The organism is Thermococcus barophilus MP, assembly GCF_000151105.2.
GTDB lineage: Archaea > Methanobacteriota_B > Thermococci > Thermococcales > Thermococcaceae > Thermococcus_B > Thermococcus_B barophilus.
Window position 1 is genome coordinate 1140187 of sequence record NC_014804.1, and the last position, 24458, is coordinate 1164644.

The following is a 24458-nucleotide window of genomic DNA, read 5'->3' on the forward strand; positions in this document are numbered from 1 at the left end:
AGGGTTTTTATGGTTTGAGGGAGAGAATAGAGCAGGAGAAGGTGGTTTTAATGGGAAAGGCAAAGCCAAAAATTTGCGAAATTTGCGGTGCTGAAATCAGAGGACAGGGGCACACTGTAAAAATTGAAGGTGCAGAGCTCTTAGTTTGCTCTAACTGTTACAGAAAATATGGAAGAAAGAAGCCTGGAACGTTCAGCATAATGCCAACTGGAAGGGAGCCGAGAAGGACATACAAACCAAAACCAAGACCTCAGAAAAGACCCTACCGAGAAAGACCGCTCTATACAGAGGATATTGTTGAGGATTACGCTGAGAGGGTTTACCAAGCAATACAGAGGAGTAAGATGAGTTATGAGGAGCTTTCCCATAAAGTGGGACTTTCTGTTAATGTACTTAGGAGAATTGCCCACGGCGAATACATGCCAACCATTGAGGAAGCCAAAAAGCTGGAGAGATACTTCAAGATAAAGCTCATTGAGAGAGTGGAAGAAGTGCATGAGGAAAAGATCAGCATACCCAAGGATTACGAGCCAACACTCGGTGACATTGCGAGGATAAAGATCAAGAAGAAAAAGAAGAAATGAGAGAACATTTCAGTAAAACTCCTCTCCTTCCTCTTTCTCAACTTTCTGCTCAATTCTCTTAACCTTCGGCGGATGAAAGCCCTTAAGCTTCTCAAAAGTACCCCACAAGCGCAAAAGCTCCTTATGAACCGGACTTTCCGGAGGAATCACGATTATATGAGCAGGAGGATGGATATCTCTCAGACGACCGATTGCCTTAGCTGGAGGCAAATCAATCTGAGCGACGACATGAGCCCTGTATCTCTTTCTTGGCTTTTCTCCAACGATCTTTTCAAAGGCCCAATCTGAAAGTGCGGGAGGTACTATCCTCGGATCCCCCCTGATCCGCATTCCGCCATATCTCACAAGATCTGCCAAAGCCACCATTGCTTTGTCAAAGTTGTCTGTCCTTATTAATACAATCGTGTTTAGCATTGCTTCCACCTAAGGTCTGCTCATCTTTTGAGTTTTTAAAGGTTTGGCATTTTTAGTAACTATAAGTTCTAAAAATATTCTGCCAAACAAAAACTTCCCAGAAAAGGAACAAACAACCATGTAGACAAAATGAGTAGCATAGTTTTAGTGGAAGCTTACGTTAGGAAATCCACTATTCTTCAAAATTTCCTAAACCTTTAAAAACCTAAAGTGAGGTATTTATAAAGGGTTTTTAAGCCCACTAACTGGGGGTGTAATTTATGGTAGATATGAGCAAGGTAAAGCTTAGGATAGAAAACATCGTTGCTTCTGTGGATCTTTTCACACAGCTCGATTTGGAAAAGGTAATTGAAATATGTCCAAATTCCAAATACAACCCTGAGGAATTCCCCGGTATCATCTGTCGCTTCGATGAGCCTAAAGTTGCCCTCTTGGTTTTCAGCTCAGGTAAGCTCGTCGTTACCGGTGCTAAAAGCGTTGAAGATATTGAAAGAGCTGTCTCAAAGCTTGTCCAGATGCTCTCAAAGATTGGAACTAAGTTCCAAAGGGCTCCCCAAATTGATATTCAAAACATGGTCTTCAGCGGAGACATTGGAATGGAGTTCAACTTGGATGCAGTCGCCTTAGTACTGCCAAACTGTGAGTATGAACCGGAGCAGTTCCCCGGTGTTATCTACCGTGTTAAAGAACCAAGGGCTGTTATTCTGCTCTTCAGCTCAGGAAAGATTGTCTGCTCAGGCGCAAAAAGCGAACATGATGCATGGGAGGCCGTTAGAAAGCTCCTCAGAGAGCTCGAGAAGTACGGTCTGATTGAAGAAGAGGAGGAATTCTGAGTTTTCATAATTTCCTTTTTGTGGTGCTCATGCTTAGGATTCTCTACTCCTCCATTTTTAAAGAGCACAAACCCCTTGATTATCATCCAGAAAATCCCAACCGCTTGGACTTTGCAATTGAAGGGTTAAAAGCCAAAAATCTGTGGCAAAATGTTGTTAAACCAAATCCAGCAAACATTGAAGAAATTTTAGAGGTCCATTTTGAGAATTACGTTGAAAGGATAAGAAAAGCTTCACAAATGGGGTTTCACTACATAGATCCAGATACTTACGTATGCGAGAAAACATGGAATGCAGCAATTTACGCATTTGGAGCGGCAAGAGAAGCTGCCCTAATGGCTTTGGAGGAAAAAGGAATTTATTTAGCTTTGGTGAGACCACCCGGACATCATGCCGGAAAAAGCGGCAGAGCGTTCTATGCTTCTACTTTAGGTTTCTGCATCTTCAACAACATTGCTGGAGCAGCTAAGCTCCTTGAAAGTCTTGAAGGAAATGCATTGATTATAGACTTTGACGTCCATCACGGAAACGGAACTCAGGAAATCTTCTGGAATGATGCAAATGTTGTCCATATAGATTTGCATGAAAGGGATATTTACCCGTGGAGCGGCTATGAATGGGAAGTTGGTGGAAAAGATGCTGAAGGGACAAAGATAAACATTCCAATGACCTCTTATTCGGGCGACGATGATTACATGTACGCTTGGAAGGAAATAGTCATGCCAATTGTAGATGTAATTAAACCAAAGGTTATTTTGATTTCGGCAGGGTTTGATGCGTTCAAAGGTGATGGCTTAGCAACGATCCAGCTAACAGAGGAGTTTTATAGATTTGCCGGGGCAAGCCTTTCTGGTTACAGCCTCAGTGTGGTTCTTGAGGGAGGTTATGGTATAGGGCTCGAAAAAGGGCTGCCCGCTTTTGTTGAAGGCTACATCAAAGGCGAAACTGGAAAAGAGATTATAATGCCAAGTTATGAGACACTTAAAGTTGTTGGAAAAGTTAAAGAGATTTTGAGAGAATGGTGGGAGATTTAAAAATGAAAAGACCTTAAAGCCCAAGCAATTCCTTGGCAGCTTTAACGCCAAGCTCGAAGGCCTTCATATTGACATCAACTGCCTTCTTTGGAACGCTGAGCCTGATGACTTCCTTAACGTGTTCAGCACTCAACGGGAACCCTGGCGTCTGTGTGAGTGCTCCAATGAGGACAACATTTGTTGTGATGACATTTCCAGCCTCCAAAGCCAATTTTTCAGCATCTAAGGTTATGAGCTTGCCCTTAAAGTCCTCCTCGATGATCTTCCTGATTTCCTCCATGCTTGGATATGTCGCTAATCCCATTGAAACTTGAACCGGTGGAATAGGATTTGAGTTTGCTATAACCAACCCACCTTCTTTGAGGTAGTTGATGTATCTCAAAGCTTCAACTGGCTCAAAAGCCATTATGACATCCGCTTTTCCCTCTGGAACCATTGCTCCATAGACATCTTCACCAAATCTGACGTAAGCAATAACTGAACCGAAACGCTGGCTCATTCCGTGAACCTCGCCAACCCTCACCTTGTAGCCAGCATGAAGGGCAGCCCAGCCTAAGAGGTTGGCAGCTGTGAGAATTCCCTGACCGCCAACACCAGTGATGACAATGTTGTACTCCTTAACCATCTCACTCACCCTCCTTCATGACCTCAAACGCTCCGAATGGACAGACCTGTGCACATCCACCACATCCCCAACACATAAGCGGATTCACTTGGGCTTTCTTCTTCTCTGCATCCCAGTAGATTGCCGGACATCCATAGGCGTTAATACAGATCTTACAGCCTGTACACTTATCCTCATTTACTGTGTATATTAGCCACTTCTCACCTCTTCTCCTCAGCTGTCCTATGTGGTGCAAGGCACATACCCTTCTTGCAACAACAACGCTAACTCCTTCTGTCTCAATGGCTTTCTTCATGACTTCATATGTCGCCTTTATGTCATACGGATCCACTACTTCAACGAAGTCAGCACCCATAGCTCTTGCAACCTCTTCAATGAGGATTCTCTTGCCCGGGCCGTGTGGAGTATCGCCCGTTCCCGGGTTGGGCTGATCTCCAGTCATTGCCGTAACAAGGTTGTCGACAACCACTATGACCACATTTGAGCGGTTGTAAATTGCGTTTGCCAAAGCTGGCAGTCCTGTGTGGAAGAACGTTGAGTCACCAATCGTGGCAACGATGACTTTCTTCTTTTCTTTTGTATCTTTTTCACCAGGAACTCCATTCAATGCAACATCCAATCCATGAGCAACACCAATTGATGCACCCATTGCAACCGTCGTGTCAACGGTCTTAAGCGGAGGAAGAACACCAAGCGTGTAACATCCAATGTCGCTTGGGAATATCGCTTTTGAACCGGCGGCTTTTCTTATAGCATAGAAGGTGTTCCTGTGAGGACACGCCGGACACAGGCTTGGAGGTCTTGGTGGAACGATGGCTGAAACTTTCTTATACTTCCCGTCAACACTCTCAAAGTCAATCGGAGTCTCAAGACCAAGGAATTTTGCTATCGCAGTTACAGCTCTCCTTGTTGTCATTTCATAAACTCTTGGAACGTAGTCTTTTCCATGAATCGGAATTCTTATCCCATTGTCAAAAGCCCATACCTTAACCTGCTCTTCAACAACCGGCTCGAGCTCTTCAACTATGAGAACTCTTTCCAATCCATTAAAGAACTTCTCAAGCAGTTTGTATGGAACAGGGAAAGGCGTGCCAAGCTTTAGGATTTTCACCTCATCAACGCCAAGCCATGCTAAAGCTTCTTTTACATATGAATAAGCCAATCCTGGGGCTATGATACCTACTTTAGCGTCTTCTTTGCCCTCAATCCAGTTGAATGGGCATTTGGCAAGCTCTTCCCTGATCTTTTCAATCTTCTCCAGAATCTGTGGGTGGAACTTCCTTGCGTTAGAGGGAACATCAACAAACCTTGATGGGTCTTTCTTAAAGTCACCAAATTTCCTCTTTGCCTGCTTAATCTCCTCTGGGAGCTCGCCTAAAATGACATCTCCCCTTGCGTGTGAAATTCTCGTTGTGGTTCTCAAGATAACCATGTGCTTGAACTTCTCGCTTAGTTCAAAGGCATATTTTGTCATTTCCTTTGCTTCATGCGGACTTGAGGGCTCAAGAACTGGAACATTAGCAAACTTTGCATAAACCCTTGTATCCTGCTCGTTCTGTGAGGACCACATGCTCGGATCATCAGCAACCATTATGACAAATCCACCTTCAACACCCATACCAACGGCACTGAGGAAAGTGTCTGCTGCAACATTCAATCCGACGTGCTTCATTGCTGTCATAGCCCTCAATCCAGACCATGCTGCACTTAAAGCTGTCTCAAATGCAACCTTCTCGTTTGTTGAATACTCCATATAAACGCCCGCTTTTTCTGCAACAGCAGCCATCGTGTCCGTAAGCTCAGAACTTGGTGTTCCAGGATAAGCTGCGAAAACAGCTATGTTTGCCTCAAGGGCACCTCTTGCTATTGCGTGATTTCCCAAAAGGAGAACCTTCTCTCCAGGCTTATCCCATAAAACTATGTCAGTAACCTTTGCCATCTACAACACCTCATCCATTTTTCCTTCTTGCGATTTCCCAAAGGGCATATGCCGCTATTCCCACATCTTCAGGCCTTTCATAAACCGGAATGCCTTCTTTCTCAAGGAGCTCTTTAGCTGGCTCACTGACATAGCCAGCCATGAATAATGCCAAAACAGGCTTTCCGTTATTAACTTCCTTCACAGCTCTTATGACGCCTTCAGCATGCTCCGTTGGAGTCATTCCAGCAAATGTAGGAACTACACAAATTGCAATGAGCATATCAACGTTCTTATCCTCCAAAAGTAGCTTGGCAGTCTTGTAGTACTCTTCTCCCCTTGCGCTTGCTATCATGTCCACGGGATTCTTAACGGCAGCCATTGGAGGTAAAAACTCCCTAAGTTTCTGCATTGTTTCCTCTTCAAGATTTGCCAATTTGAGTCCGTGTTTGTCAATTTCATCGGCCGTTAACACTCCAGGACCGCCAGCATTTGTCATAATTGCAACTCTGTTGCCCTTCGGAAGAGGCTGGGTAAATGCTCTTGCCATGCTGAGCATCTCATCAATCGTATTTGCAACCAAAATGCCGGTCTGCTTAAATGCTGCCTCATAGATCTTGTAGCTTCCAGCTAATGAACCTGTATGACTTGAAGCAGCCCTCGCTCCGCTCTCACTCTTTCCAGCCTTGAGAACAATGACAGGCTTCTTTTTGGTGACTTTTTTAGCGGCTTCCATGAACTTCCTTCCATCCTTAACACCTTCAATGTACAGCGCGATTGCCTTGCTCTCTTCATCATCTGCTAAGTACTCCATGAGCTCTGAAAAGTCAACATCAGCCATGTTCCCAATGCTTATGAACTTAGAAAAGCCAATTCCTTCCTTAACAGTTTTATAAACAATTCCAGCTCCCAACGCACCGCTCTGAGAAACAAATGCTATGTCGCCCCTCTTTGCATCCATGATGAATGTTGCGTTCATATCATTGTGAGTGTTCATTATCCCGACACAGTTGGGGCCGATGATCCTCATTCCATATTTGTGGGCAATTTCAACGAGTTCTTTTTCCTCCCTCTTCCCTTCTTCTCCAGTTTCCCCAAATCCGGCCGTGATTAGAACAATTCCCTTCACGCCCTTTTCACCGCAGTCAATTACTGTCTGCTTGACAAAGCGCTTTGGAACAACGATTACCGCTAAGTCCACTTCATCCGGGATGTTTCTGACATTCTTGTAAGCTTTAACCCCTTGGACAACTTCATCTTTTACGTTTACTGGGTAAACTCTGCCCTCTTTGTATTTCTTGAGATTTTTAAAAACTTCATAGCCGAGCTTTAAAGGATCATTAGAAGCACCAATTACAGCTATTGCCTTAGGTTTGAAGAAATAATCGAACGTCATTTTTACAATCACCGAATTTTACATCGGTAAAAGTCTATATAAGCTTTCCGAAAAGGTACAGTTAGACGTTTTTGAGCATAAATAAAGGAAAATAGTCGTCAATGGGATAAAAGCAGCACCAATGTCCAAATATATGTAAAGTCCCAACTACGAACCTTTTATTACAACAAAATCCTCAAATTTAACATTTCAACTTGAGTTCAGAGTGGATGGGTAGCAACCTCTTCGAAACATTTAAGTAATCTTTTGTTATTATTCCAAATGTAGCTTCTGGAGGTGGTAAAGATGGTGAAGATAAGGTTTTTAGGGCATGCGGCATTTGAGATCGAAGGAAGCAAGAGAATTCTCATTGATCCATTCTTAACAGGAAATCCTGTTGCAGCTACAAAGCCAGAGGACTTTGATAAGGTTGATCTGATTTTAGTTACTCATATGCATGGTGACCACGTTGGTGATGCCGTAAAAATCGCACAGAAGACCGGAGCAAAGATTGTGGCAATGTATGACATAGCAAATTACCTTGTTGAAAGGAACAAGGGTATAACAACTATTGGGATGAACTACGGCCCAACTGAGATTGATGGAGTAAAGATCGTTCAAGTCCCAGCCTGGCATTCAAGCGGAGCAGATGAAGGCTTCATGGTGGGCAACGCATGCGGGTTCATAATTGGCATTGACGGTGTAACAATTTACCACGCCGGCGACACGTATGTATTCAAGGACATGGAGCTCTTCGGCGAGCTTTATGGAATTGATGTTGCCTTACTCCCAATCGGAGGACACTTTACAATGGGGCCAAAAGAGGCGGCAAAGGCAGTTGAACTGTTAAAGCCCAAATATGTAATCCCAATGCACTACAACACCTGGCCGCCGATTGCTCAGGATCCAGAAGAATTTAAGAAGCTTGTTGGAGACAAAGCGGAGGTCATAATCCTCAAGCCTGGAGAAACCTTCGAGCTTTGAAAAACCTTTTAAACTCTTTTCTTTTAGCTTTATTCTGGTGGTAAGATTGAAGAATAAAGTCTGGATTTCACTTTCACTGCTCATATTGCTGGCAGTGTCCTTGGTAAGCTTCACTCTTCTTCCTGTGAATGCACAGGAAAACAAGCAGCAGTACGATTTAATAATTGTTAGGAATGATGATTTAATTGACTACATTGTCGCTCTTCCCTATTCTAAGCTTATAAATGCCCCCATCTTACCTGTAGATCCTCAAATGCTTGATGATAAAACAAAAGCCCAGCTTTACTCCTATGCACAGCTTGGGTGGAGGAAGATACTTATAGTGGGCAACTCGAATGCTATAAGCAAAGAAGTTGAGGATGAACTTCTCTCCCTTGGTTTTAGTGTTACAAGGATTGGAGGGGCTGTAAGAACGGAAACGGCAGAAAAGTTAGCAGTTGCCTTTTATCCAGAGGGAAGCAACACCGTTGTCTTGGCAAGTGCAATGGATTATGGGTCAGCATTGGCTGCGGCAAAGTTCGCAATGGAGTATCAGCTTCCTCTGCTTTTAACTTTGGAGAATGACCTATCAGAGTTTACCATTATGGGGCTGAAGAAGCTCCATCCAAGATTGGTCATCATGATCGGTACCGGATTAAACGAAACAATTGAAAAAAGGCTGCAGGAGATGGGTTACGAAACCTACTGGCTTGGGCACCAGATTGGACCGCCTCCAGTTTCAAAACCCGAAAAAGAGTCCCCAATCCCATGGGTTGTCATTGGTGCTGTGCTGTCTCTCGCAATTGCAGTTCCGATAATTCTCTATTGGGCAAAGAAGAAGTGGGCAGCAAACAGAGTTCCAATTGAAGTTTTAACTGAAAAGGAGAGGATAGTTGTTAAGGCAATACTTGAAAAAGGTGGGAAGGTTAAACAAGAGGATTTGCCAGAGTTAACTGGATATTCGAGACCTACAGTGAGCAGAATAGTCCAAGAGCTTGAGAAGAAGCAGCTTGTAACGAGGGAAAAAATCGGAAAAACATTCATAGTAAAGCTGATAAAGGAAATAAACCTCAAAGAATAGGTCGGATAAGCCCTCCGCTCATCACAGCTCAGGGTCCTGGCTGTTTCCTCATCCCCTTTGGGTTTTTGCTTTTCCCTTAATAAAAATTAAGAAAAGGTTCACTTCTTGAAGAGATGGCCGTGTGCCCTGTTTATGTGCTTGATATAATCCTTGCTTCTCTTAAATACCATCCCACATCTTGGGCATCTGAAGAATATCTCACCGTCCCTGTCCCTGACCTTTATTGCCTTCAACACCGCCATCTCTCCACCCCCGTGCTTTGATTTTTAGGCTTGATTTTTAAGCTTTACTTTGTGTTGTGCGAAGCTCAGTTAGGGACACAGAAAGGTGAGTAGGAAGTGTGATTTCTATAGAAATCTATCCGGGGTCGTGGGGGAGTAGCCCCCCGATAGATAAGAAGAAAGCGAGGTGTGGAGCGGAGCTCCACTATGGGGGTTTGAGAGTACAGCAAACTTTGCATAGCAAAGTTTGATCAAAAGGTTAAACTATCAAAAATTGCCAGAAAGAGTTTGTATGCCATCCAAGATTTCAGTAGGCATCAATTGGTTTCACTGTTTTAGTTTTTAGGATGATTACGTTGTTCCATTTTTCTTTTGACGCCCTTTGGGCACCATGTTGGAGTGAAACCTTGAAACACAGCTCATTTAATGGTGAAACCATTTGAGAGTGGCAGATTAATTGCAACATACAAGTTGAATCTTGAGCATCAGAACAGTCAGAAACTTTCCGCCAGCGCTTGCGCAAGCAAGGGCTGTAATGGTGGGCCCGCGGGGACTTGAACCCCGGACCTCCGCCTTGTGAGGGCGGCGTCATAACCAGTCTAGACCACGGGCCCTTCCCGGCAATAATGAACAGAGCGAAAAATATAAAGCTTTCGCTACAAATCTCTCCGCCTAAGTATCTCTTCCGGAGCATCGGCGAATGCCACGAGATACTCCTTCTCGACTATATGCAACCTTCCTGGGACAACCATTATGTGAGGCTGCTTTCCAAAGTCCTCCTTTATCATATCCTCCACGTAGCCGGCTTTGAGCGTAGGATTGAGCGAGCCGGCCCTCGCTAAGACTACCACAAAAGTTTCAGGCGTAAACACGTTTTGTCTCTTCATCTCCTCGACTTGGAGAAGAATGTCCATTGCTTCGTTCGCTGTCATGTATCTCCCTTGATCTGCTTTTATATCGAGGAAAAGCAATGTGTGTAGTCCCCTTTCCTTGTTCTCCTTTATTACCTCATAGTGGCTCGTTGGAAACCAGTTCTTTTCTGGATAAGCAACTGTTGCGCTTTTACCAAACTTGTAAATCTGCAAGCCCGTAATGGAAACAGCCGAATAAATGGAAGGGGCATGGATTACATAGCTTTCAATTCCCATCTGCTTTGCCCTGATTCTTAAATCGGCATGCGTTGTTGCTACCATTGGATCACCCGCTGTTAAAAATGCCACATCTCTGTTTTTAGCCTCGCTTAAGACAATCCTCTCAAAATGCAGCTCTACTTCCTCCCTGTTTAAAACTCTGATGGGCTTTCCAATCAGCTTCTCGATTTTCTCAATTTTTGCTCCTGCAAGCAGAGATGTGTAAAATTCTGCAAAGATCAAATCGCATTTTCTCGCTATCTCAAGACCCTTGAGCGTGATATCCTTTTCATCGTACAACCCAAGCCCTATGAAGTAGATCGCCATTACAATCACCACAAAAAATGCTGGCGGGCCCGGCGGGATTTGAACCCGCGACCTCCGGCTCCGGGGGCCGGCGCTCTATCCAGACTAAGCTACGGGCCCTCAGCACAAGTTATTAGTTTCAGCTTAAAAATCTAAGGGTCAAATTTGCTGCCCAAAGTTTATATATTCAAATGAATCTTTTTTCTATTCAGTGATGCGATATGGAAGACAATATGCACAGGTTTACCTTTGATAACAGTCTGATTTTAATTCCAAAAGAACCCGATTTAAAATACCTTTATATTGAAATAACAAATCGATGTAATCTAAGATGTAAAATGTGCTTTAAGCAGTACTGGGAGGATGAAGAGGGCGACATGGACTACAGCCTCTTTTTAAAGATCCTTAATGATGCAGAAGATTTTCCGGAGCTTGAAATGATATATTTCGGTGGCATTGGAGAACCAACGGTACACCCACGTTTCATGGATATGGTAAGGGAGGTTAAAAAAAGAGGTTATGCATTGGGAATGTCCACTAACGGCTTCCTGCTTACAGATAAAGTCATCAAAGAGCTTGTGGAGCTGGAAACTGATTTGATATACATTTCACTTGACACAATACCCACTCAGGAAACCCGAATTGGACATATAATGCCGAGTGTAGCTGTGGATAGAATAAAGAAGATAGTTGAAGAAAAAAAGCGTCAAAAGAAGGACTTCCCCCATATTGGGGTTGAAGTCGTTGTGACGAAGGAAAACTACTGGCAAATGGCTGAGATAGCGGACTACCTTGGGGAATTGGGTATTGATGTTCTGCTGTTTTCCAACATAATTCCGATTGAGAAACATCAAGCAGACCAAATAGTTTACGATGGGAGCGTTGATATGCAAAGCCACATTGACGAGCTCCATGCAAAAGCATACAAGCATTTCCTCCTCAAGCTTCCAGAGTTTGAACTTAGGACTGAAAGACACTGTGACTTCATTGAAAAGAAAGTTGCAGTGGTAAGATGGGATGGAGAAGTTGCCCCATGCTATCGTTTCCTTCACACGTATCCAGAGATAATTTTTGGCAGGGAAAAGAAGGTTTATGCATATTCTTTTGGGAATGTTAAGCAAAAATCTCTCAAAGAGATATGGACGAGCAGAGATTATACTTGGTTTAGATTTATTGTCAAAAATTCCATTTATCCCTCATGTACAGATTGCCAGCTTGCAGATTCATGCAGTTTTGTCGAAGACACGAATGCAGACTGTTGGGGAAACACACCAAGCTGCGGTGACTGTTTATGGGCAAGAAGGATAGTGGTATGCCCAATACCCGAGAAGGGGATAAAAGGATTCTGGTGATTCGATTTTTAGTATTGCCAAGGAAGCTACCTCATGCTAAGCATTCAGTGTACATGAAAATAAAAGCCGTCATTTTTGCAATTTTTTAAATTTTTATACATCAATGTTCATATGTGCAAATATGTATATTTAACGTTTGCTAATGTTGATAATAATTTTGCTTTCGTCAAGTTTATTAGCCGTAAAATATCTAAAATTATTCTGAGAGCATTCGGGAGGTTCCAAAGATGTTCGGATACCAAGGAAAGATTTTGAGGGTAAACCTGACCACAGGAAAGATCAGCGAAGAGAAGATCGATGAAAACTTTGCAAAGAAGTGGCTCGGAACAAGAGGATTTGGTATCTACTTCCTCCTTAAAGAGATGGACCCCAAGGCTAAGCCATTCAGCCCGGAAAACAAATTGATCTTTGCGACGGGCCCATTAACAGGAACTACAGCTCCGACAGGCGGCAGATACATGGTTATTACGAAGAGCCCGCTAACAGGATACATTGCAATGGCAAACTCTGGTGGATTCTTCGGTGCAGAGCTTAAATTTGCTGGATGGGATGCCATAATATTCGAAGGAAAAGCAGACCACCCTGTGTATCTCTATATAAACGACGACCAAGTTGAGCTCAGAGATGCTTCACATATATGGGGTAAAGTCGTCAGTGAGACAGAGAAGATCCTCATGGAGGAGGTTGGTGACAAGAGGGTGCAGATAGCATCAATCGGACCGGCTGGTGAAAACTTAGTTAGATTCGCTGCCGTTATGAACAATGGACATAGAGCGGCAGGTAGGGGTGGAGTAGGAGCTGTAATGGGATCAAAGAACCTTAAGGCGGTGGTTGTGAGAGGCCACAAGAGAGTTGAAGTTGCTGACAGGCAGAAGTTCACAAGTGTTGTCAAGGAGAAGATTGAGAAGCTCAAGAAGGATCCAGTTGCAGGTGGAGGACTGCCGAAGTACGGAACAGCTGTTCTGGTCAATATAATCAACTCAAATGGATTGTATCCAACAAGAAACTTCCAAGACAGCCAGTTCGAGTACGCAGAAGAGCAGAGCGGTGAGGCATTGGCTGCCAAGTACCTCAAGAGGAACAAGCCGTGCTTTGCATGTCCCATTGGATGTGGAAGGGTAACATACCATCCAGCTCTTGGAGAAACCGAGGGCCCAGAGTACGAGAGCATCTGGGCACTTGGAGCCAACCTTGGAATAAACGATCTTGCAAGCATAGTAATAGCGAACCATCTCTGTGACGAGTACGGTCTTGACACAATCTCAACAGGCGGTACCTTGGCGACGGCAATGGAGCTTTACGAAAAGGGCCTCATAAAGCCTGAAGACTTAGGCGATGCTCCACCACTCAGGTTTGGAAACACAGAAGTTTTGCACTACTACATTGAAAAACTGACATTCAGAAAAGGATTCGGTGACAAGCTTGCAGAAGGTGGATACAGGCTTGCTGAGATGTACAACGGCGTTGAGTACTTCATGGGCGTTAAAAAGCAAGAACTGCCTGCATATGATCCAAGAGGTGCCGAAGGTCATGGATTGGCATACGCCACAAACAACAGAGGAGGGTGTCACATTAAGAACTACATGATCAGCCCAGAAATCCTTGGATATCCATACAAGATGGATCCACACGACATAAGCGACGAAAAGATAAAGATGGTCATTCTCTTCCAAGACCTGACGGCATTAATTGATGCTGCTGGGCTCTGTGTATTCACGACCTTTGGACTTGGTGCAGACGACTACAGAGACATGCTCAATGCAGCCCTTGGCTGGGACTTCACAACAGAAGAGTACCTCAAGATCGGTGAGAGAATCTGGAATGCAGAGAGACTCTTCAACCTCAAAGCTGGACTTGATCCACTCAAAGAGGACACACTGCCAAAGAGACTTCTTGAAGAGCCCGTCAAAGCAGGACCAAACAAGGGACATGTCGTCAGGCTCAAGGAGATGCTTCCGAGATACTACGCACTCAGAGGATGGACAGAGGAAGGTAAGGTTCCAGAAGAGAAGATCAAGGAGCTTGGACTTGAGGAAGTTGCTTGATATCTCTGACTTTTAAATCTTATCTTTTTTATTAATAAAGTTCTGCTAAATAAATTCGTCGAAGAATGTATTCTCTTAATTTCTGATTTATAAAGAAAAATTTAGAAAATCATAAATATCTCTATCTTAAATTTCTTCACGGTGTTGAGCATGGGAATTTCAATAACCCCCCATGGGATCAAGATAACAAGAGAACTCAGCGAACTCGACAACTTCGTTCTTGATGTTGTTAAGCTCATTGAAAAGTATTCCCCATATGTAATAGTTAGCGGCTATGTTACAATACTTTTCGGTCGCTCAAGAGGTACAGAAGATGTTGACTTTGTGGTTGAGAGAATCCCCAAGGAGGAATTTATAAAATTCTGCAGAGACGCTCAAGGATCCGGGTTTGAATTCATAAATCCTGAAGATTGCTTTGGACTGTATGAGATGCTTGATGGGAGAATGAGTATAAGAATGGCACGCAGAGGGGAAATAATTCCAAATGCCGAGATAAAGTTTCCAAAGGATTTCTTTCATCAAGAGGCATTGAAAAAAAGAATTTCTGTAATCCTGAATGATAAACAAATTTACATCTCTCCAATAGAGCTTCAGATAGCATACAAGCTCTATCTTGGAAGCGATAAGGATGTTGAGGATGCATACTACCTCTATGAGTTGTTTAAGGAAAATTTGAACAGGAGGCTTCTTCATGACTATGCAAAAAGGCTGGACATTGAAGTACCATTCTAAAAGGGATATAGAGGAAAGATTAGCATTCATTAAGATTTATGTTGAAAAGCTTAAAGAAAATCCTGATGAGGTCTTTCGACAGCAAGTCAGACTTGTAAATTCCTTTTTAAAGGCTGCAAAGAATTATCCTCTCACAAAGGAGGCATATCTCAAGATAAAAGGTGAATTAAGGACAAAAGAGCGTTCCTGAAATCAGGAACCTTACAGTCTTAATCTCAAATGTTCTCCATTAGCTTCTTGAGATTTCTAAAGACTCTTGGAATTCTCTCGAACGTATATTTACAAAGACAAAACTTCAAGGAGCAACCTACAGTTGCTGTTACATTTTTATTTTCACCTCAGTTCTCATCATGTTCCAATGTATGCATTCATTGAGGTGAATGTGCGCATTTTTGAGCAAACACATTTAGATGGTATCTCTTTGAAAATTGTCTGCTGTGATAAAACTCAAATGAGGAATAAAGTTTTATTTTCCTCTGCAGTTCTTCTCTTGGTGGTCTTATGAAAATCGTCCCCTTAGCCTCTGAGAGCTTGGGAGTGAGGAGTTTAGCAACTTATGTTAAAATTGATAAAACTGGAATTTTGATCGATCCGGGTGTAGCCTTGGGACCTAAGCGCTACTCTTTACCTCCAGCAAAAGCTGAGCTTGAAGCATTAATGAAAGCAAGAGAAAAAATCCAATCCTATGCCAAAAAAGCAGATATAGTTACAATTTCCCATTACCATTATGATCATCACACCCCTTTCTTTGAGGGGATTTATGAGAGCTCATCCCCAGAAAAAGCGAGAGAAATTTATGAGGGGAAGATTCTGCTCATTAAGCATCCAAAGGAAAACATAAACTTCAGCCAGCGAAAAAGGGCTTGGAATTTTCTTAAAGGGGTTGAAAAGATTGCTGAAAAGGTTGAATATGCAGATGGGAGGTTCTTTGACTTTGGAGATTTTATAATGGAGTTCTCTCCAGCGGTTCCCCATGGGAGTGAGGGAACTAAGCTCGGCTTTGTAATCATGGTCATGATTGATGATGGAACAAAAAGATTGGTTCACGCAAGCGATATTCAGCTTTTAAATAGGAAAGCCGTGGAGTGGATAATAAAGCAGATGCCGGATATTTTAATTACTGGAGGCCCTCCAACGTATTTGGAAGGTTATAGAGTCAAAGACGCTTGGAATACAGGCCTAAAGAACCTAAATGAAATTATAAAGGAAACCAACGCCCAGATAATCCTTGATCATCACTTGATCAGAGACAAACGCTACCCAGAGTTCTTCGCCCACCTTGAGAAAGAGCCTTTAACTTTTGCACGCTTCCTTAAAAGAGAGGATAAACCACTGGAAGCATACAGAAAAGAGCTTCACAAAATCAAGAAGGGAGAAGATGTAGATTTGCCCTTCAAGATTTGATTTCTAAATTTTTGAGAAGCTCCTTAATCCAATTTTGAACCACCACCTTTTGGGAGAAATTAGGCTTTCTAATCCATCCTTTGATAACAGCTGTCTCAATGACCTTTCCTGGAACCCTTTTAATCAAAGCCCCAACATAGCGCTTTTCGGCATAAGCCTTACCGGCATGTCCAAAAATCTCTGCTATGCAGACCACAAAAACAGCAACCTTCTTGTTCCTAAGTTCATCTTGATGCTGCTCCAAAAACTCAAGAACGCTCTTCAATGGACGTTCATAGTATATGGGGCTCCCAATTACAATTAAGTCACAGTCCTTTAACGTATTTACCTCACCAATGTGCATGACTCTAACGTCGCACACATCCTTTATCGCTTCCCCCATCCAGCTGGCTATAATCCCAGTTGAGCCCCTTTTTGTGTCGTAGACAATACAGACCTTCATTTCCTTCCTCCCAATAGAGAATGGGATCAAAAGTATAATATGTCTTATCATTTCCATAACCAAAAACCCTAAATTTGCCTAATGTAAAAGTTAAAGCATCGGAGGTGAGAAAATGAAGAGCTTTTACATCGCCCATGAAGATGACATAAAAGCTGGAAAAACTACCGATGTTTACTTCATTCGAACAAAGAAGATACTCGAGGCAAAGGGCATCCATAAGAAAGTTCTTGCAGATGTCTCAACAACTTCTCTTCCAAAGAGCTGGAAGTGGGGAGTTCTGGCTGGAGTTGAAGAGGTTGCCAAGCTCTTAGAAGGGTTGCCGGTGAACGTTTATTCCATGCCTGAGGGAACTATATTCCACCCATACGAACCTGTCATGCAAATTGAAGGTTACTATGAGGAATTTGGGATTTATGAAACCGCTTTGTTGGGGATGCTCAGTCAGGCAAGCGGAATAGCCACTGCAGCCTTAAGAGTAAAAATAGCCGCAAAATTCAAGCCAGTCTATTCCTTCGGAATAAGGCACATGCATCCTGCTATAGCTCCAATGATAGATCGCTCTGCATTCATAGGTGGCTGCGACGGTGTTTCCGGCGTTCTCGGTGCAGAGATGATGGGCGAAAAGCCCGTTGGGACAATGCCTCATGCCCTAATTCTGACAGTTGGGGATCAAGTAAAGGCATGGAAATATTTCGATGAAGTTGTTGAACCGGAAGTTCCAAGGACTGCATTGATTGACACCTTCTGCGACGAGAAGTTCGAGGCGCTGATGGCGGCTGAGACGCTGGGTGAGAAGCTATTTGCCGTCCGCTTAGATACTCCAAGCTCAAGAAGAGGAAACTTTAAGCGCATAATAGAGGAGGTTCGCTGGGAGCTTGACTTGAGGGGGTATACCCATGTCAAGATTTTCCTCAGCGGTGGGCTTGATGAAGAAAGCATAAAAGAGCTTGTTGATGTTGCTGATGCCTTTGGAGTAGGCGGTTCAATAGCTTCAGCAAAGCCCGTTGATTTCTCACTTGACATAGTGGAGATAGAAGGAAAGCCAATAACGAAGCGCGGAAAGCTCAGCGGAAGGAAGCAGGTTTACCGCTGCGAGAAAGGGCACTACCATAGAGTCCCAGTCGAAAAGAAGCTCGAACGCTGTCCAGTATGCGGAGCAAAAGTAGAACCGCTCTTAAAGCCTCTCATTGAAAACGGTGAAATTGTTGCTGAACTTCCAAAAGCCAGGGAGATAAGGGAATACGTGCTTGAACAGGCAAGAAAATTCAATCTCAGCTTAGAATAAAACCCCTTTCTTCTCTGTTTTTAAATATGAAGAAAATAAAAAGAAATCACTCCTCGATGGTAATTGATCCTGTTGGGCAGCTCTCAGCTGCTTCTTTTGCACACTCAAGGTCTGTCTCTTCCATAATGACCTTTGCCTTTCCATCGTCGTCCATTTCAAAAACGTCTGGACAGATGCTTGCACAAACTCCACACCCAATGCATGTGTCCTTATCGAGCTTAACCTTCATTTTTGGCACCTCCAAAGCAGTTTCCAAGAGAAAGAGGGAAATATGGGCTTAAAAGAGTTTTTCCAACCAAAGGTGTATAACTACTTATTAGCAGGTCTCTCTGGTAGTTAAGACTTTATTTGTAATACTAACATTGCCACGAAACAAACTGTCAAAGGATTTACTTAAATTTAGGAGAAGGAAAAAACACTTTATCCATGTTTAGTGATTTAGTGGCTTGAGAAAAGTTCCAAGGGACATGACATCGACATTGTGACTATAGAGAAAGTTCTCACATTTTTATGAAGGATCTTTATGAAGGATCCAAGATAGCATTGTATTAAAAACTTAAAAAAAGTATTGAATTAAAAACTTAAAATACAATCCAGAGTTCACTCAATTTGTTCAACATGGATACAGCTGACTGGACAGGCTTCAGCTGCCTCGTTGACGCAGTCTATGAGATCCTCCCCTACGATTTCAACCTTTGCAAAGCTCTTTCCTTCGTCATCCATTTCGAAGACATCTGGACAGAGGCTTGCACAGATGGCGTCCCCAATACATACATCTCTATCAACCCAAACCTTCCACTTGGCCATTGGCATCACCAAGGAATATTACAAACCTTTAGATATAAACCTTTTGTTTGTAATGTAGAATCTAAGACGCTAACATTGCTTAAACATGTAAAAAGAAAAGCGTTCAATCTATCTGCTCCATATATATGCAGGCAGCAGTGCAGGCGTCAACAGCTTCCTTTACGCAATCATAGAGGTTTTCATCTATTATTTCCTTTAAAACAATAGCTTTTCCATCTTCATCAAGCTGAAAAACCTCGGGGCAAAAGCTGACACAAACTGCGTCCCCAACACAAAGTTCTCTATCAATCCAGACCTTCCATCTGGACATTGTAATCACCAAGATTTTTACATAAACCTTTTGTTATAAACCTTTCGTTAACTTTTCCAAAAGTAGAGATATTTTGACAAAATCATAAGGAAAGTGGAATAAATGACAAATAAATCTTTTATTTTTGTCATGGTTTAAATATTAATAATACCAAATAAAAAGCAAAAAATTGGATAAAAGTCAAATAAGTCCGAGCTTCTTCTTATATTCCTCGCTTATCCTCTCCGGTGACCATGGAGGATCAAAGGTGAGCTCAATTTCAGCATCCTTAACTCCCGGGATTTCAAGTATTTTCTCCTCAACGGCTTTTAAAAGCCACATGGTCAGAGGACAGCCTGGTGTTGTCATGGTCATTTTAACATACACGGTATTGTCAGGCCTTATCTCCAGCTCATATATCAATCCTAAATTAACGACGTCAATCCCTATTTCAGGATCTACAACTTCCTTAAGCTTCTCCAATATAGCTTCTTTGCTGAGCTTTACCTCTTCCGCTTTGTCCATTTCCTTCACCTAAACTTTCCTTTTAGATAACAAATTTAAACCTTTTGGGTCATTTTTGAGCAATGTTTGTTTATTTCTGAAGTACATCCAATATAAGCTTTGTCGCAATCTCATCGTCAATGGCTCCTGCTCTTAGCTCCCTCAGGACTCTTTGAATGGCAAATCTTTTCAAAACTGGCGATTTACGAGCGGCGGATTTCCATAGCGAACATCCGAATCCGAGGGCATACTTCCTCCCAAGGATAGCTATGGCTTCTTTTTTATCCATAGCAAGAAAGGCAGGAAGATTCAGCCTGACAACTTTTCCCTTTGGATATATTGAGATGCTCCCCACGCTCAGCAAATCTCCAGAAGCAACTATCTTAATTCCCTCTCTGATTGCATACTCCTCAACAGCCTCCATTATCATTGAGTGACATTTACCACAAATTGGAGCACCTTTCTCGATCTGCTTGCTTATTTTTTCCATATAATCTGGGATTTCAACAAAAACAGCACCATACGACTGAGCATTCCAAAGAACAGGCTCTCTTATTTGAGGCAACTTCACCATAACTGGAACAACATCAAAGCCCGTCCATCTAAGAATCTTCACTGTTGCTGTACTGTCACTACCAGCAGAAAATGCTACAGCTATTTTTTCATTGATAGGGGCTCTATCAAAGTCCTTGCCAAAAAGCCTGTACTCGACTAATGCCTTTAATCGTTCATAGCTTTGTTCACCAATTATGTCCCTAACTCTCTCGAGGGCTTCAAGAGACTGCTGTAGCCTATATCGTCTTACAAAGTCATCTCCAACAACTTTAAGCAAGGTCACCACCAGATTCTGTTGCCCTTGACCTTGATGTACCCCAAACTTTGCAACTCTTTAAGGAGATCCTCCAGAGCTTCTTCGTCAAAGTAAATGTTTATCTTCTCTCTCCTTCCTTCTATTGGAATGGGTTCCCTTTCAAGCAGAGCCTCAATAAGCTCGTTTTTTCTGTTCTTCCTCTTAACCATCTCAAGAATTATCTCTGCCAGTGCTGATTTTGCAACTCCTACAAACATTGCATCCACTAAAGACTCTTCAGTTGCATATTTCTCTGCTATCTCAAGCGCCTCTTGGATCAGCTCCTTCTCAACTTCAAGAACCTCAACATAGTATCTCTTTACAAACGTGAACTCTGTTATGAGCTTTGCATTCATCTTCTCCTCAAGCTCATCTAAAAATTCCTCAACTTCATCTATCGGGAACCTCAGCTCAATAACTAAATCATCAAGCTTGGGTTTTTTCATGAGCTTCAGCTTTTCTTCCCCGACGATATATCCGCCTTCAATCAGCGCTGATAAAACTACGAGTCTGTTTATATCAACTTCATCGAATAATTCACCAATTTCCTTTTCTTCCCCAACCTGCCACTTTTGCATAAGCATTTCAAAAGACTGCTGAATCTCACCAAGCTTTTCATCGATCACATCAAAACCTTCGCTTTTTACAACCAGCTCGGAGTACCTTCCTTTGATCATGATAAAATGCTGGATTTCCCACCCAAGTTCTTCTTTTGTTTTGTTCATAATCCCAGCTTTGCTAAGCTCCTTTGAAAGTTCGATCATATCGTTCTTACTCAAGACTTCAAATCTCATTTGTATCCCCAAAGGTACTCCAGAATATCTGGTTATAAAGTTTCTCAACTTTTCTCAAGGAGAGACATCATCAGGGCTTTTAACGGCTTGTTTCTTAAAAGAGCCACTGCTTCCTCTATGTCATCTTTAAGATTGGGATATTTATCCCTGCTAATATACAGATAAAGAGCATACGCCATTATTTTTGGATTTCCTTCATTTATATTCTCTATTGCTTCCGCCAAGCTCAGATTCGTGAGCAGGGTATCTGCAAGGAGACGAAGCCTCTCCTTGTCTTGCTTTTTCAGAGCTTCCTTTAAAGGAAGATAAAATTCATTCAGAACAATGCGTGCACTTTTTTCCCTTTTATGAAGGTAATCCAGTGGGCTTTCAATAGCCTCCCTGTGCATGAATTTCCAAACGAGGTAGCCTAAAGGGAATGATATCAATATAACAACGAGAACCACGTATGGTGTGAGAGAAAAAGGTATCCTCTGAGCATACCGGCTTTTAATGTAGTATAAAAACATCATACCAACAACTAACCATAATGCAATTAAAATTAGGTAGTACTCAGAATAGTCCTTTCTTTTCTCCCAGATCCTATATTTATGGGCTGCTCCTGTTTCTTCAAGTAATTTTAACCTCTGTTCTGCCAGTTCAATCTCAGCTTCCAGTCTCTTTATCCTTTTCTCTATTTCTTTAAATACTTCCTCCATGTCCCTCATCTCAATCTTCCAAGATGAAGCGGGCAATTTTTTTGCTGATAACCTCTAAAATTGCCTCACCCTTCTCTTTTGTTGCACCTCTTGGATCATCATTTACGCCATTTGGAAACAGTTCAAGAGCTATATCCTTTCTAATTTTTCTGACTTTTGAAGTTCTCTTTTCGCCTTCAGCTTTTTCCATTTTAACTAATTCCGGCTTTATTGCCAGAATAACGGATGTCTCGTCTTCTCCAGCATGACCTTGAGAAGAGCATATGCTCAGAATGTCTTCCCTAAAGTCAATCCACCAGTTTATCAGCCACACTTCAACATTGTATCTCCTGGCAACCTCTTCAGCAGCTTCAACAAGCGGATAATAGTTTCCACCATGCCCATTTAGCAAGATGATTTTTCTGAAACCTTCTTCTGCAAATTCTGCCATAACGTCTCTAACGTATCTCCTCAGGGTGTCTGCTTTAACGTTTATAGTTCCTGGAAAGACATCGAGAACAAAACTATGCCCATACCAGATTGGAGGTGCAATTAGGATTTCTTTTCCTTTCTCCCTCAGCTTAGCTTCAACCCTCTTTGCTATTTCAACTGGAGCAAAGACATCAGTGCCAAGAGGCAAATGCTTTCCATGAGCCTCAACACTCCCAATCGGCAGAATTACAGTGTCGATTTTCTTCTTGATCTCATTAAATTCATCCCATGTCAAATTTTCCATGTACATTTTAATCCCCCTCAGATTTTTGACAGAATATCCTCATAAGTTTTTTCAATCTGCTTCGCAACCTTGTCCCAGGAATACCTTTCCTCCACAGCTCTCCTTCCGTTATTCCCAAACCATTCTCTAAGATTATCATCAAGGAGAAGCTTTTGAATGGCCTTTCTCAGCTCAAGTTCATTACCCGGAGGGACCAAAAGCCCACTTTCACTCTCTCTCACAATTTCAGGAATTCCCCCTACATCTGTTGCGATAACCGGCAAACCCGATGCCATTGCCTCCAAGATCACAATTCCAAATGCCTCGGCTGTTATTGAGGGAAGAACAAAAACATCTGCCATCCCAAAAATCTTTGGTAACATCTTGCTATCTACGTATCCCAAAAACCTAACCCTATCCTCAATCCTCAAGAACTTTGCTTGTGCTCTTAAGAATGGAAGCATTTCTCCAGAGCCCACCATGACCAAAGTTGCATCTTCAATTTCCGAGAAGGCATTGAGAAGAACGTGGGGACCTTTTCGATAGCTCATCCTGCTTACATACAGCACAACCTTGTTATCAATCCCAAATTCAGCTTTAATCCTCTCTTTATCCCATTTTGGTGTAAAAAGCTTATCATCAACGCCGTTTGGAATGATCTCTATTGGAGTATCCGTGAAATGCTCTATAAATGCTTTGGCAGCCTTGCTAACTGCAATTATCTTATGGGGATACTTCAGATAATTGCTGAACATGGGGAACGTTAAGCCCAAAGCCTCCCAGAGCTTTGATTCATGGGCAAAGGAAATACTGTGGGTTGTTAGGAGGGTTGCCTTTCCCATCTCTCTCCCAGCTTTTGCCGCTTTTAATGCCAGTGGTGTAAATGCATGATGGGAGTGAACAACGTCAAACTCTTTTAGAAATTCATTGAGCTCCCTTGTTGATTTCAGACTGTATGTGATATTCACCTCAAGAATTGGGCTCACTACGCCGGGGATTTTTATGAGTCTAATTCCCTTTTCTTCCAGCTCAGTTTCTTTTCCTGTCTCTCTGTTGTTTGTAATAATCGCAACCTCATGTCCCATTTCTCTAAGCTTTAATGCCAGATGGTGCATATGGCTTGCAACGCCGCCGATTTTTGGATAATACCAATCGCTAACAAGAGCTATCCTCATTTCTTATCACCCTCACCCAAAGCCCCGTAAAACACCACTGCACCTATTATCGAGTACATGTACTGAAAAAGAAATTTATAAATAAATGCGGTTATTGTTGCCTTAGTGGAAGCCCCGATTCCAAGAACAAGCCCAAACTCATTTGCTCCAAAGCCTGCGGGAATGCCGCTGACGGAAGCAAAGAGGATGCTCATCAGGAACCCATATAAAGCCTGCTTCACTGAAATTTCTAAATTGAACGCTTTTCCAACTGTGATAATACCAAAAACCTGGAGGAAAATTATCACTGCAGAGAGCAGAAAAGATATCAGAAGAACCACTCTGTTCTCTTTTGCTTCACTCCATCCCATATGTATCCGCTCTAAATAACTTCTCAGAGTCAGGATTAATCCTTTAATTCCGACACTTTCCCAAAACTTCAGCAGGGAATCAAGAACTTGGTATATACCCTTTTCATAAATGAGAGCAACCAAAATAAGAATCAATCCGAAAATTCCAACCTTTGTAAAGCCAACAAAAATAAGTGCAAATGAAAGGACCACCAAAAATTCTGTGCTCAGCCCAATTACAAGAGAAGAGAGAGCTTTGAAATAATCTCCCCCAACGAGTTTAACTTTTGCCATATGACCCACACTTGGGGGGAGGATAGTTATTAAGTAATAACCACTCAAGAAAGCTTTAAGTGTTTTCTTAAAATTCGTTCCTTGAACCTCCCTTAAAAACAAGTACCATCTGAGAGACGATAAAAGCAGGGTAAAAACCGAAAGCACAAGCGCCATGAGAATATACTTACAGGAAGCAGCTTTTAGAGCTAACCCAAGCTCACTGACATTGATGTTTTTGTATAGGTATGCGAGTGAAATTAAGAGAGCAATTAGAGTAAACACCCGGCTCTTATTCATA

Annotated in this window: 27 protein-coding genes, 2 tRNA genes and 1 pseudogene; 11 read left to right on the forward strand and 19 right to left on the reverse strand. The window is 42.4% G+C overall.

Features of this window, described 5'->3' with window-relative positions:
* The first annotated feature begins 50 nt into the window (after positions 1 to 50).
* Entirely contained in the window at positions 51 to 584 is a 534-nt protein-coding gene (locus tag TERMP_RS06505) for a multiprotein bridging factor aMBF1 (protein ID WP_048159784.1), read from the forward strand.
* 9 nt (positions 585 to 593) lie between these two features.
* Here the strand turns inward: TERMP_RS06505 and TERMP_RS06510 are convergent, their stop codons facing one another.
* Positions 594 to 998 (reverse strand): DUF356 domain-containing protein, encoded by a 405-nt coding sequence (locus tag TERMP_RS06510; RefSeq protein ID WP_013467584.1) that lies wholly within the window; start codon positions 996 to 998, stop codon positions 594 to 596.
* A 260-nt stretch (positions 999 to 1258) separates the two neighbouring features.
* Between TERMP_RS06510 and TERMP_RS06515 the strand changes: the two genes are divergently transcribed.
* Positions 1259 to 1831, forward strand: a complete 573-nt coding sequence (locus tag TERMP_RS06515; RefSeq protein WP_013467585.1) for a TATA-box-binding protein — start codon at positions 1259 to 1261, stop codon at positions 1829 to 1831.
* Between the two features lie 29 nt (positions 1832 to 1860).
* A complete protein-coding gene (locus TERMP_RS06520) occupies positions 1861 to 2865 on the forward strand; it encodes a histone deacetylase family protein (RefSeq protein ID WP_013467586.1) in 1005 nt (334 codons plus the stop codon).
* Between the two features lie 13 nt (positions 2866 to 2878).
* Here the strand turns inward: TERMP_RS06520 and TERMP_RS06525 are convergent, their stop codons facing one another.
* Genes TERMP_RS06525 through acs form a run of 3 tightly spaced genes read right to left on the reverse strand, consistent with a single transcriptional unit; the run spans position 2879 to position 6804 of the window.
* A complete protein-coding gene (locus tag TERMP_RS06525; protein WP_013467587.1) occupies positions 2879 to 3490 on the reverse strand; it encodes an indolepyruvate oxidoreductase subunit beta in 612 nt (203 codons plus the stop codon).
* Between the two features lies 1 nt (position 3491).
* A complete protein-coding gene (gene iorA / locus TERMP_RS06530; RefSeq protein WP_013467588.1) occupies positions 3492 to 5429 on the reverse strand; it encodes an indolepyruvate ferredoxin oxidoreductase subunit alpha in 1938 nt (645 codons plus the stop codon).
* Positions 5430 to 5439: 10 nt separating this feature from the next.
* Positions 5440 to 6804 carry an acetate--CoA ligase alpha subunit gene (gene acs, locus TERMP_RS06535; protein WP_013467589.1) on the reverse strand — a complete coding sequence of 455 codons (1365 nt, stop codon included), beginning with the start codon at positions 6802 to 6804 and terminating at the stop codon, positions 5440 to 5442.
* Positions 6805 to 7089: 285 nt separating this feature from the next.
* Between acs and TERMP_RS06540 the strand changes: the two genes are divergently transcribed.
* Both TERMP_RS06540 and TERMP_RS06545 read left to right on the forward strand, forming a co-directional pair.
* Positions 7090 to 7767: a metal-dependent hydrolase gene (locus tag TERMP_RS06540; RefSeq protein ID WP_013467590.1), complete on the forward strand. Its 678-nt coding sequence runs from the start codon at positions 7090 to 7092 to the stop codon at positions 7765 to 7767.
* Positions 7768 to 7813: 46 nt separating this feature from the next.
* The gene (locus TERMP_RS06545) at positions 7814 to 8827 is read left to right on the forward strand and encodes a cell wall-binding repeat-containing protein (protein WP_013467591.1); all 1014 of its coding nucleotides are present in this window, start codon (positions 7814 to 7816) and stop codon (positions 8825 to 8827) included.
* 98 nt (positions 8828 to 8925) lie between these two features.
* On the opposite strand, the gene TERMP_RS06550 is transcribed toward TERMP_RS06545, so the two are convergent.
* The 4 genes from TERMP_RS06550 to TERMP_RS06565 form a co-directional block, all read right to left on the reverse strand.
* Entirely contained in the window at positions 8926 to 9069 is a 144-nt protein-coding gene (locus tag TERMP_RS06550) for a C2H2-type zinc finger protein (RefSeq protein WP_013467592.1), read from the reverse strand.
* 515 nt (positions 9070 to 9584) lie between these two features.
* Positions 9585 to 9662, reverse strand: a tRNA-Val gene (locus TERMP_RS06555).
* Between the two features lie 42 nt (positions 9663 to 9704).
* The gene (gene dph5, locus TERMP_RS06560) at positions 9705 to 10505 is read right to left on the reverse strand and encodes a diphthine synthase (RefSeq protein ID WP_013467594.1); all 801 of its coding nucleotides are present in this window, start codon (positions 10503 to 10505) and stop codon (positions 9705 to 9707) included.
* Positions 10506 to 10526: 21 nt separating this feature from the next.
* Positions 10527 to 10604: transfer RNA gene (locus TERMP_RS06565), tRNA-Arg, on the reverse strand.
* Between the two features lie 113 nt (positions 10605 to 10717).
* On the opposite strand from TERMP_RS06565, the gene TERMP_RS06570 reads away from it, so the two are divergent.
* The 5 genes from TERMP_RS06570 (at position 10718) to TERMP_RS06590 (ending at position 16017) form a co-directional block, all read left to right on the forward strand.
* A complete protein-coding gene (locus TERMP_RS06570) occupies positions 10718 to 11836 on the forward strand; it encodes a tungsten cofactor oxidoreductase radical SAM maturase (RefSeq protein ID WP_048159953.1) in 1119 nt (372 codons plus the stop codon).
* A gap of 227 nt (positions 11837 to 12063) precedes the next feature.
* On the forward strand, positions 12064 to 13881 hold the full coding sequence (locus tag TERMP_RS06575; RefSeq protein ID WP_013467596.1) for an aldehyde ferredoxin oxidoreductase family protein: 1818 nt from the start codon (positions 12064 to 12066) through the stop codon (positions 13879 to 13881).
* 150 nt (positions 13882 to 14031) lie between these two features.
* Positions 14032 to 14613: a hypothetical protein gene (locus TERMP_RS06580; protein WP_013467597.1), complete on the forward strand. Its 582-nt coding sequence runs from the start codon at positions 14032 to 14034 to the stop codon at positions 14611 to 14613.
* Complete coding sequence (locus TERMP_RS06585) at positions 14573 to 14803, forward strand: hypothetical protein (RefSeq protein ID WP_013467598.1); 231 nt, start codon at positions 14573 to 14575, stop codon at positions 14801 to 14803. Before TERMP_RS06580 ends, TERMP_RS06585 begins: the two co-directional genes overlap by 41 nt.
* Before the next feature lie 311 nt (positions 14804 to 15114).
* Positions 15115 to 16017, forward strand: coding sequence for an MBL fold metallo-hydrolase (locus TERMP_RS06590; RefSeq protein WP_013467600.1), 903 nt, complete (start codon positions 15115 to 15117; stop codon positions 16015 to 16017).
* Here TERMP_RS06590 and TERMP_RS06595 read toward each other — a convergent pair.
* Positions 16007 to 16516, reverse strand: a complete 510-nt coding sequence (locus TERMP_RS06595) for a flavodoxin domain-containing protein (protein WP_013467601.1) — start codon at positions 16514 to 16516, stop codon at positions 16007 to 16009. The genes TERMP_RS06590 and TERMP_RS06595 overlap by 11 nt on opposite strands.
* Positions 16517 to 16571: 55 nt before the next feature.
* Here TERMP_RS06595 and TERMP_RS06600 point away from each other — a divergent pair, with 55 nt between their 5' ends.
* Positions 16572 to 17744 (forward strand): nicotinate phosphoribosyltransferase, encoded by a 1173-nt coding sequence (locus tag TERMP_RS06600; RefSeq protein ID WP_013467602.1) that lies wholly within the window; start codon positions 16572 to 16574, stop codon positions 17742 to 17744.
* A gap of 46 nt (positions 17745 to 17790) precedes the next feature.
* On the opposite strand, the gene TERMP_RS06605 is transcribed toward TERMP_RS06600, so the two are convergent.
* The 10 genes and pseudogenes from TERMP_RS06605 to TERMP_RS06650 all read right to left on the reverse strand — a co-directional run bounded on the left by TERMP_RS06605 (position 17791) and on the right by TERMP_RS06650 (position 24457).
* Positions 17791 to 17973, reverse strand: a complete 183-nt coding sequence (locus TERMP_RS06605) for a ferredoxin (RefSeq protein WP_013467603.1) — start codon at positions 17971 to 17973, stop codon at positions 17791 to 17793.
* Between the two features lie 371 nt (positions 17974 to 18344).
* Positions 18345 to 18551 (reverse strand): ferredoxin, encoded by a 207-nt coding sequence (locus tag TERMP_RS06610; protein WP_013467604.1) that lies wholly within the window; start codon positions 18549 to 18551, stop codon positions 18345 to 18347.
* Positions 18552 to 18654: 103 nt separating this feature from the next.
* Positions 18655 to 18861 (reverse strand): ferredoxin, encoded by a 207-nt coding sequence (locus TERMP_RS06615; RefSeq protein ID WP_013467605.1) that lies wholly within the window; start codon positions 18859 to 18861, stop codon positions 18655 to 18657.
* 180 nt (positions 18862 to 19041) lie between these two features.
* Positions 19042 to 19347 (reverse strand): annotated as a pseudogene (locus TERMP_RS06620) (metal-sulfur cluster assembly factor); the annotation flags it as partial.
* 88 nt (positions 19348 to 19435) lie between these two features.
* Positions 19436 to 20176, reverse strand: coding sequence for an ATPase (locus TERMP_RS06625; RefSeq protein ID WP_013467607.1), 741 nt, complete (start codon positions 20174 to 20176; stop codon positions 19436 to 19438).
* Between the two features lie 2 nt (positions 20177 to 20178).
* A complete protein-coding gene (locus TERMP_RS06630) occupies positions 20179 to 20988 on the reverse strand; it encodes a hypothetical protein (RefSeq protein ID WP_013467608.1) in 810 nt (269 codons plus the stop codon).
* Between the two features lie 44 nt (positions 20989 to 21032).
* Positions 21033 to 21686, reverse strand: coding sequence for a hypothetical protein (locus TERMP_RS06635; RefSeq protein ID WP_013467609.1), 654 nt, complete (start codon positions 21684 to 21686; stop codon positions 21033 to 21035).
* A 10-nt stretch (positions 21687 to 21696) separates the two neighbouring features.
* A complete protein-coding gene (locus TERMP_RS06640) occupies positions 21697 to 22407 on the reverse strand; it encodes a creatininase family protein (RefSeq protein ID WP_013467610.1) in 711 nt (236 codons plus the stop codon).
* A gap of 11 nt (positions 22408 to 22418) precedes the next feature.
* Positions 22419 to 23555 (reverse strand): glycosyltransferase family 4 protein, encoded by a 1137-nt coding sequence (locus TERMP_RS06645; RefSeq protein WP_013467611.1) that lies wholly within the window; start codon positions 23553 to 23555, stop codon positions 22419 to 22421.
* Complete coding sequence (locus tag TERMP_RS06650; protein ID WP_048159785.1) at positions 23552 to 24457, reverse strand: lysylphosphatidylglycerol synthase transmembrane domain-containing protein; 906 nt, start codon at positions 24455 to 24457, stop codon at positions 23552 to 23554. Before TERMP_RS06650 ends, TERMP_RS06645 begins: the two co-directional genes overlap by 4 nt.
* Position 24458 lies beyond the last annotated feature (1 nt).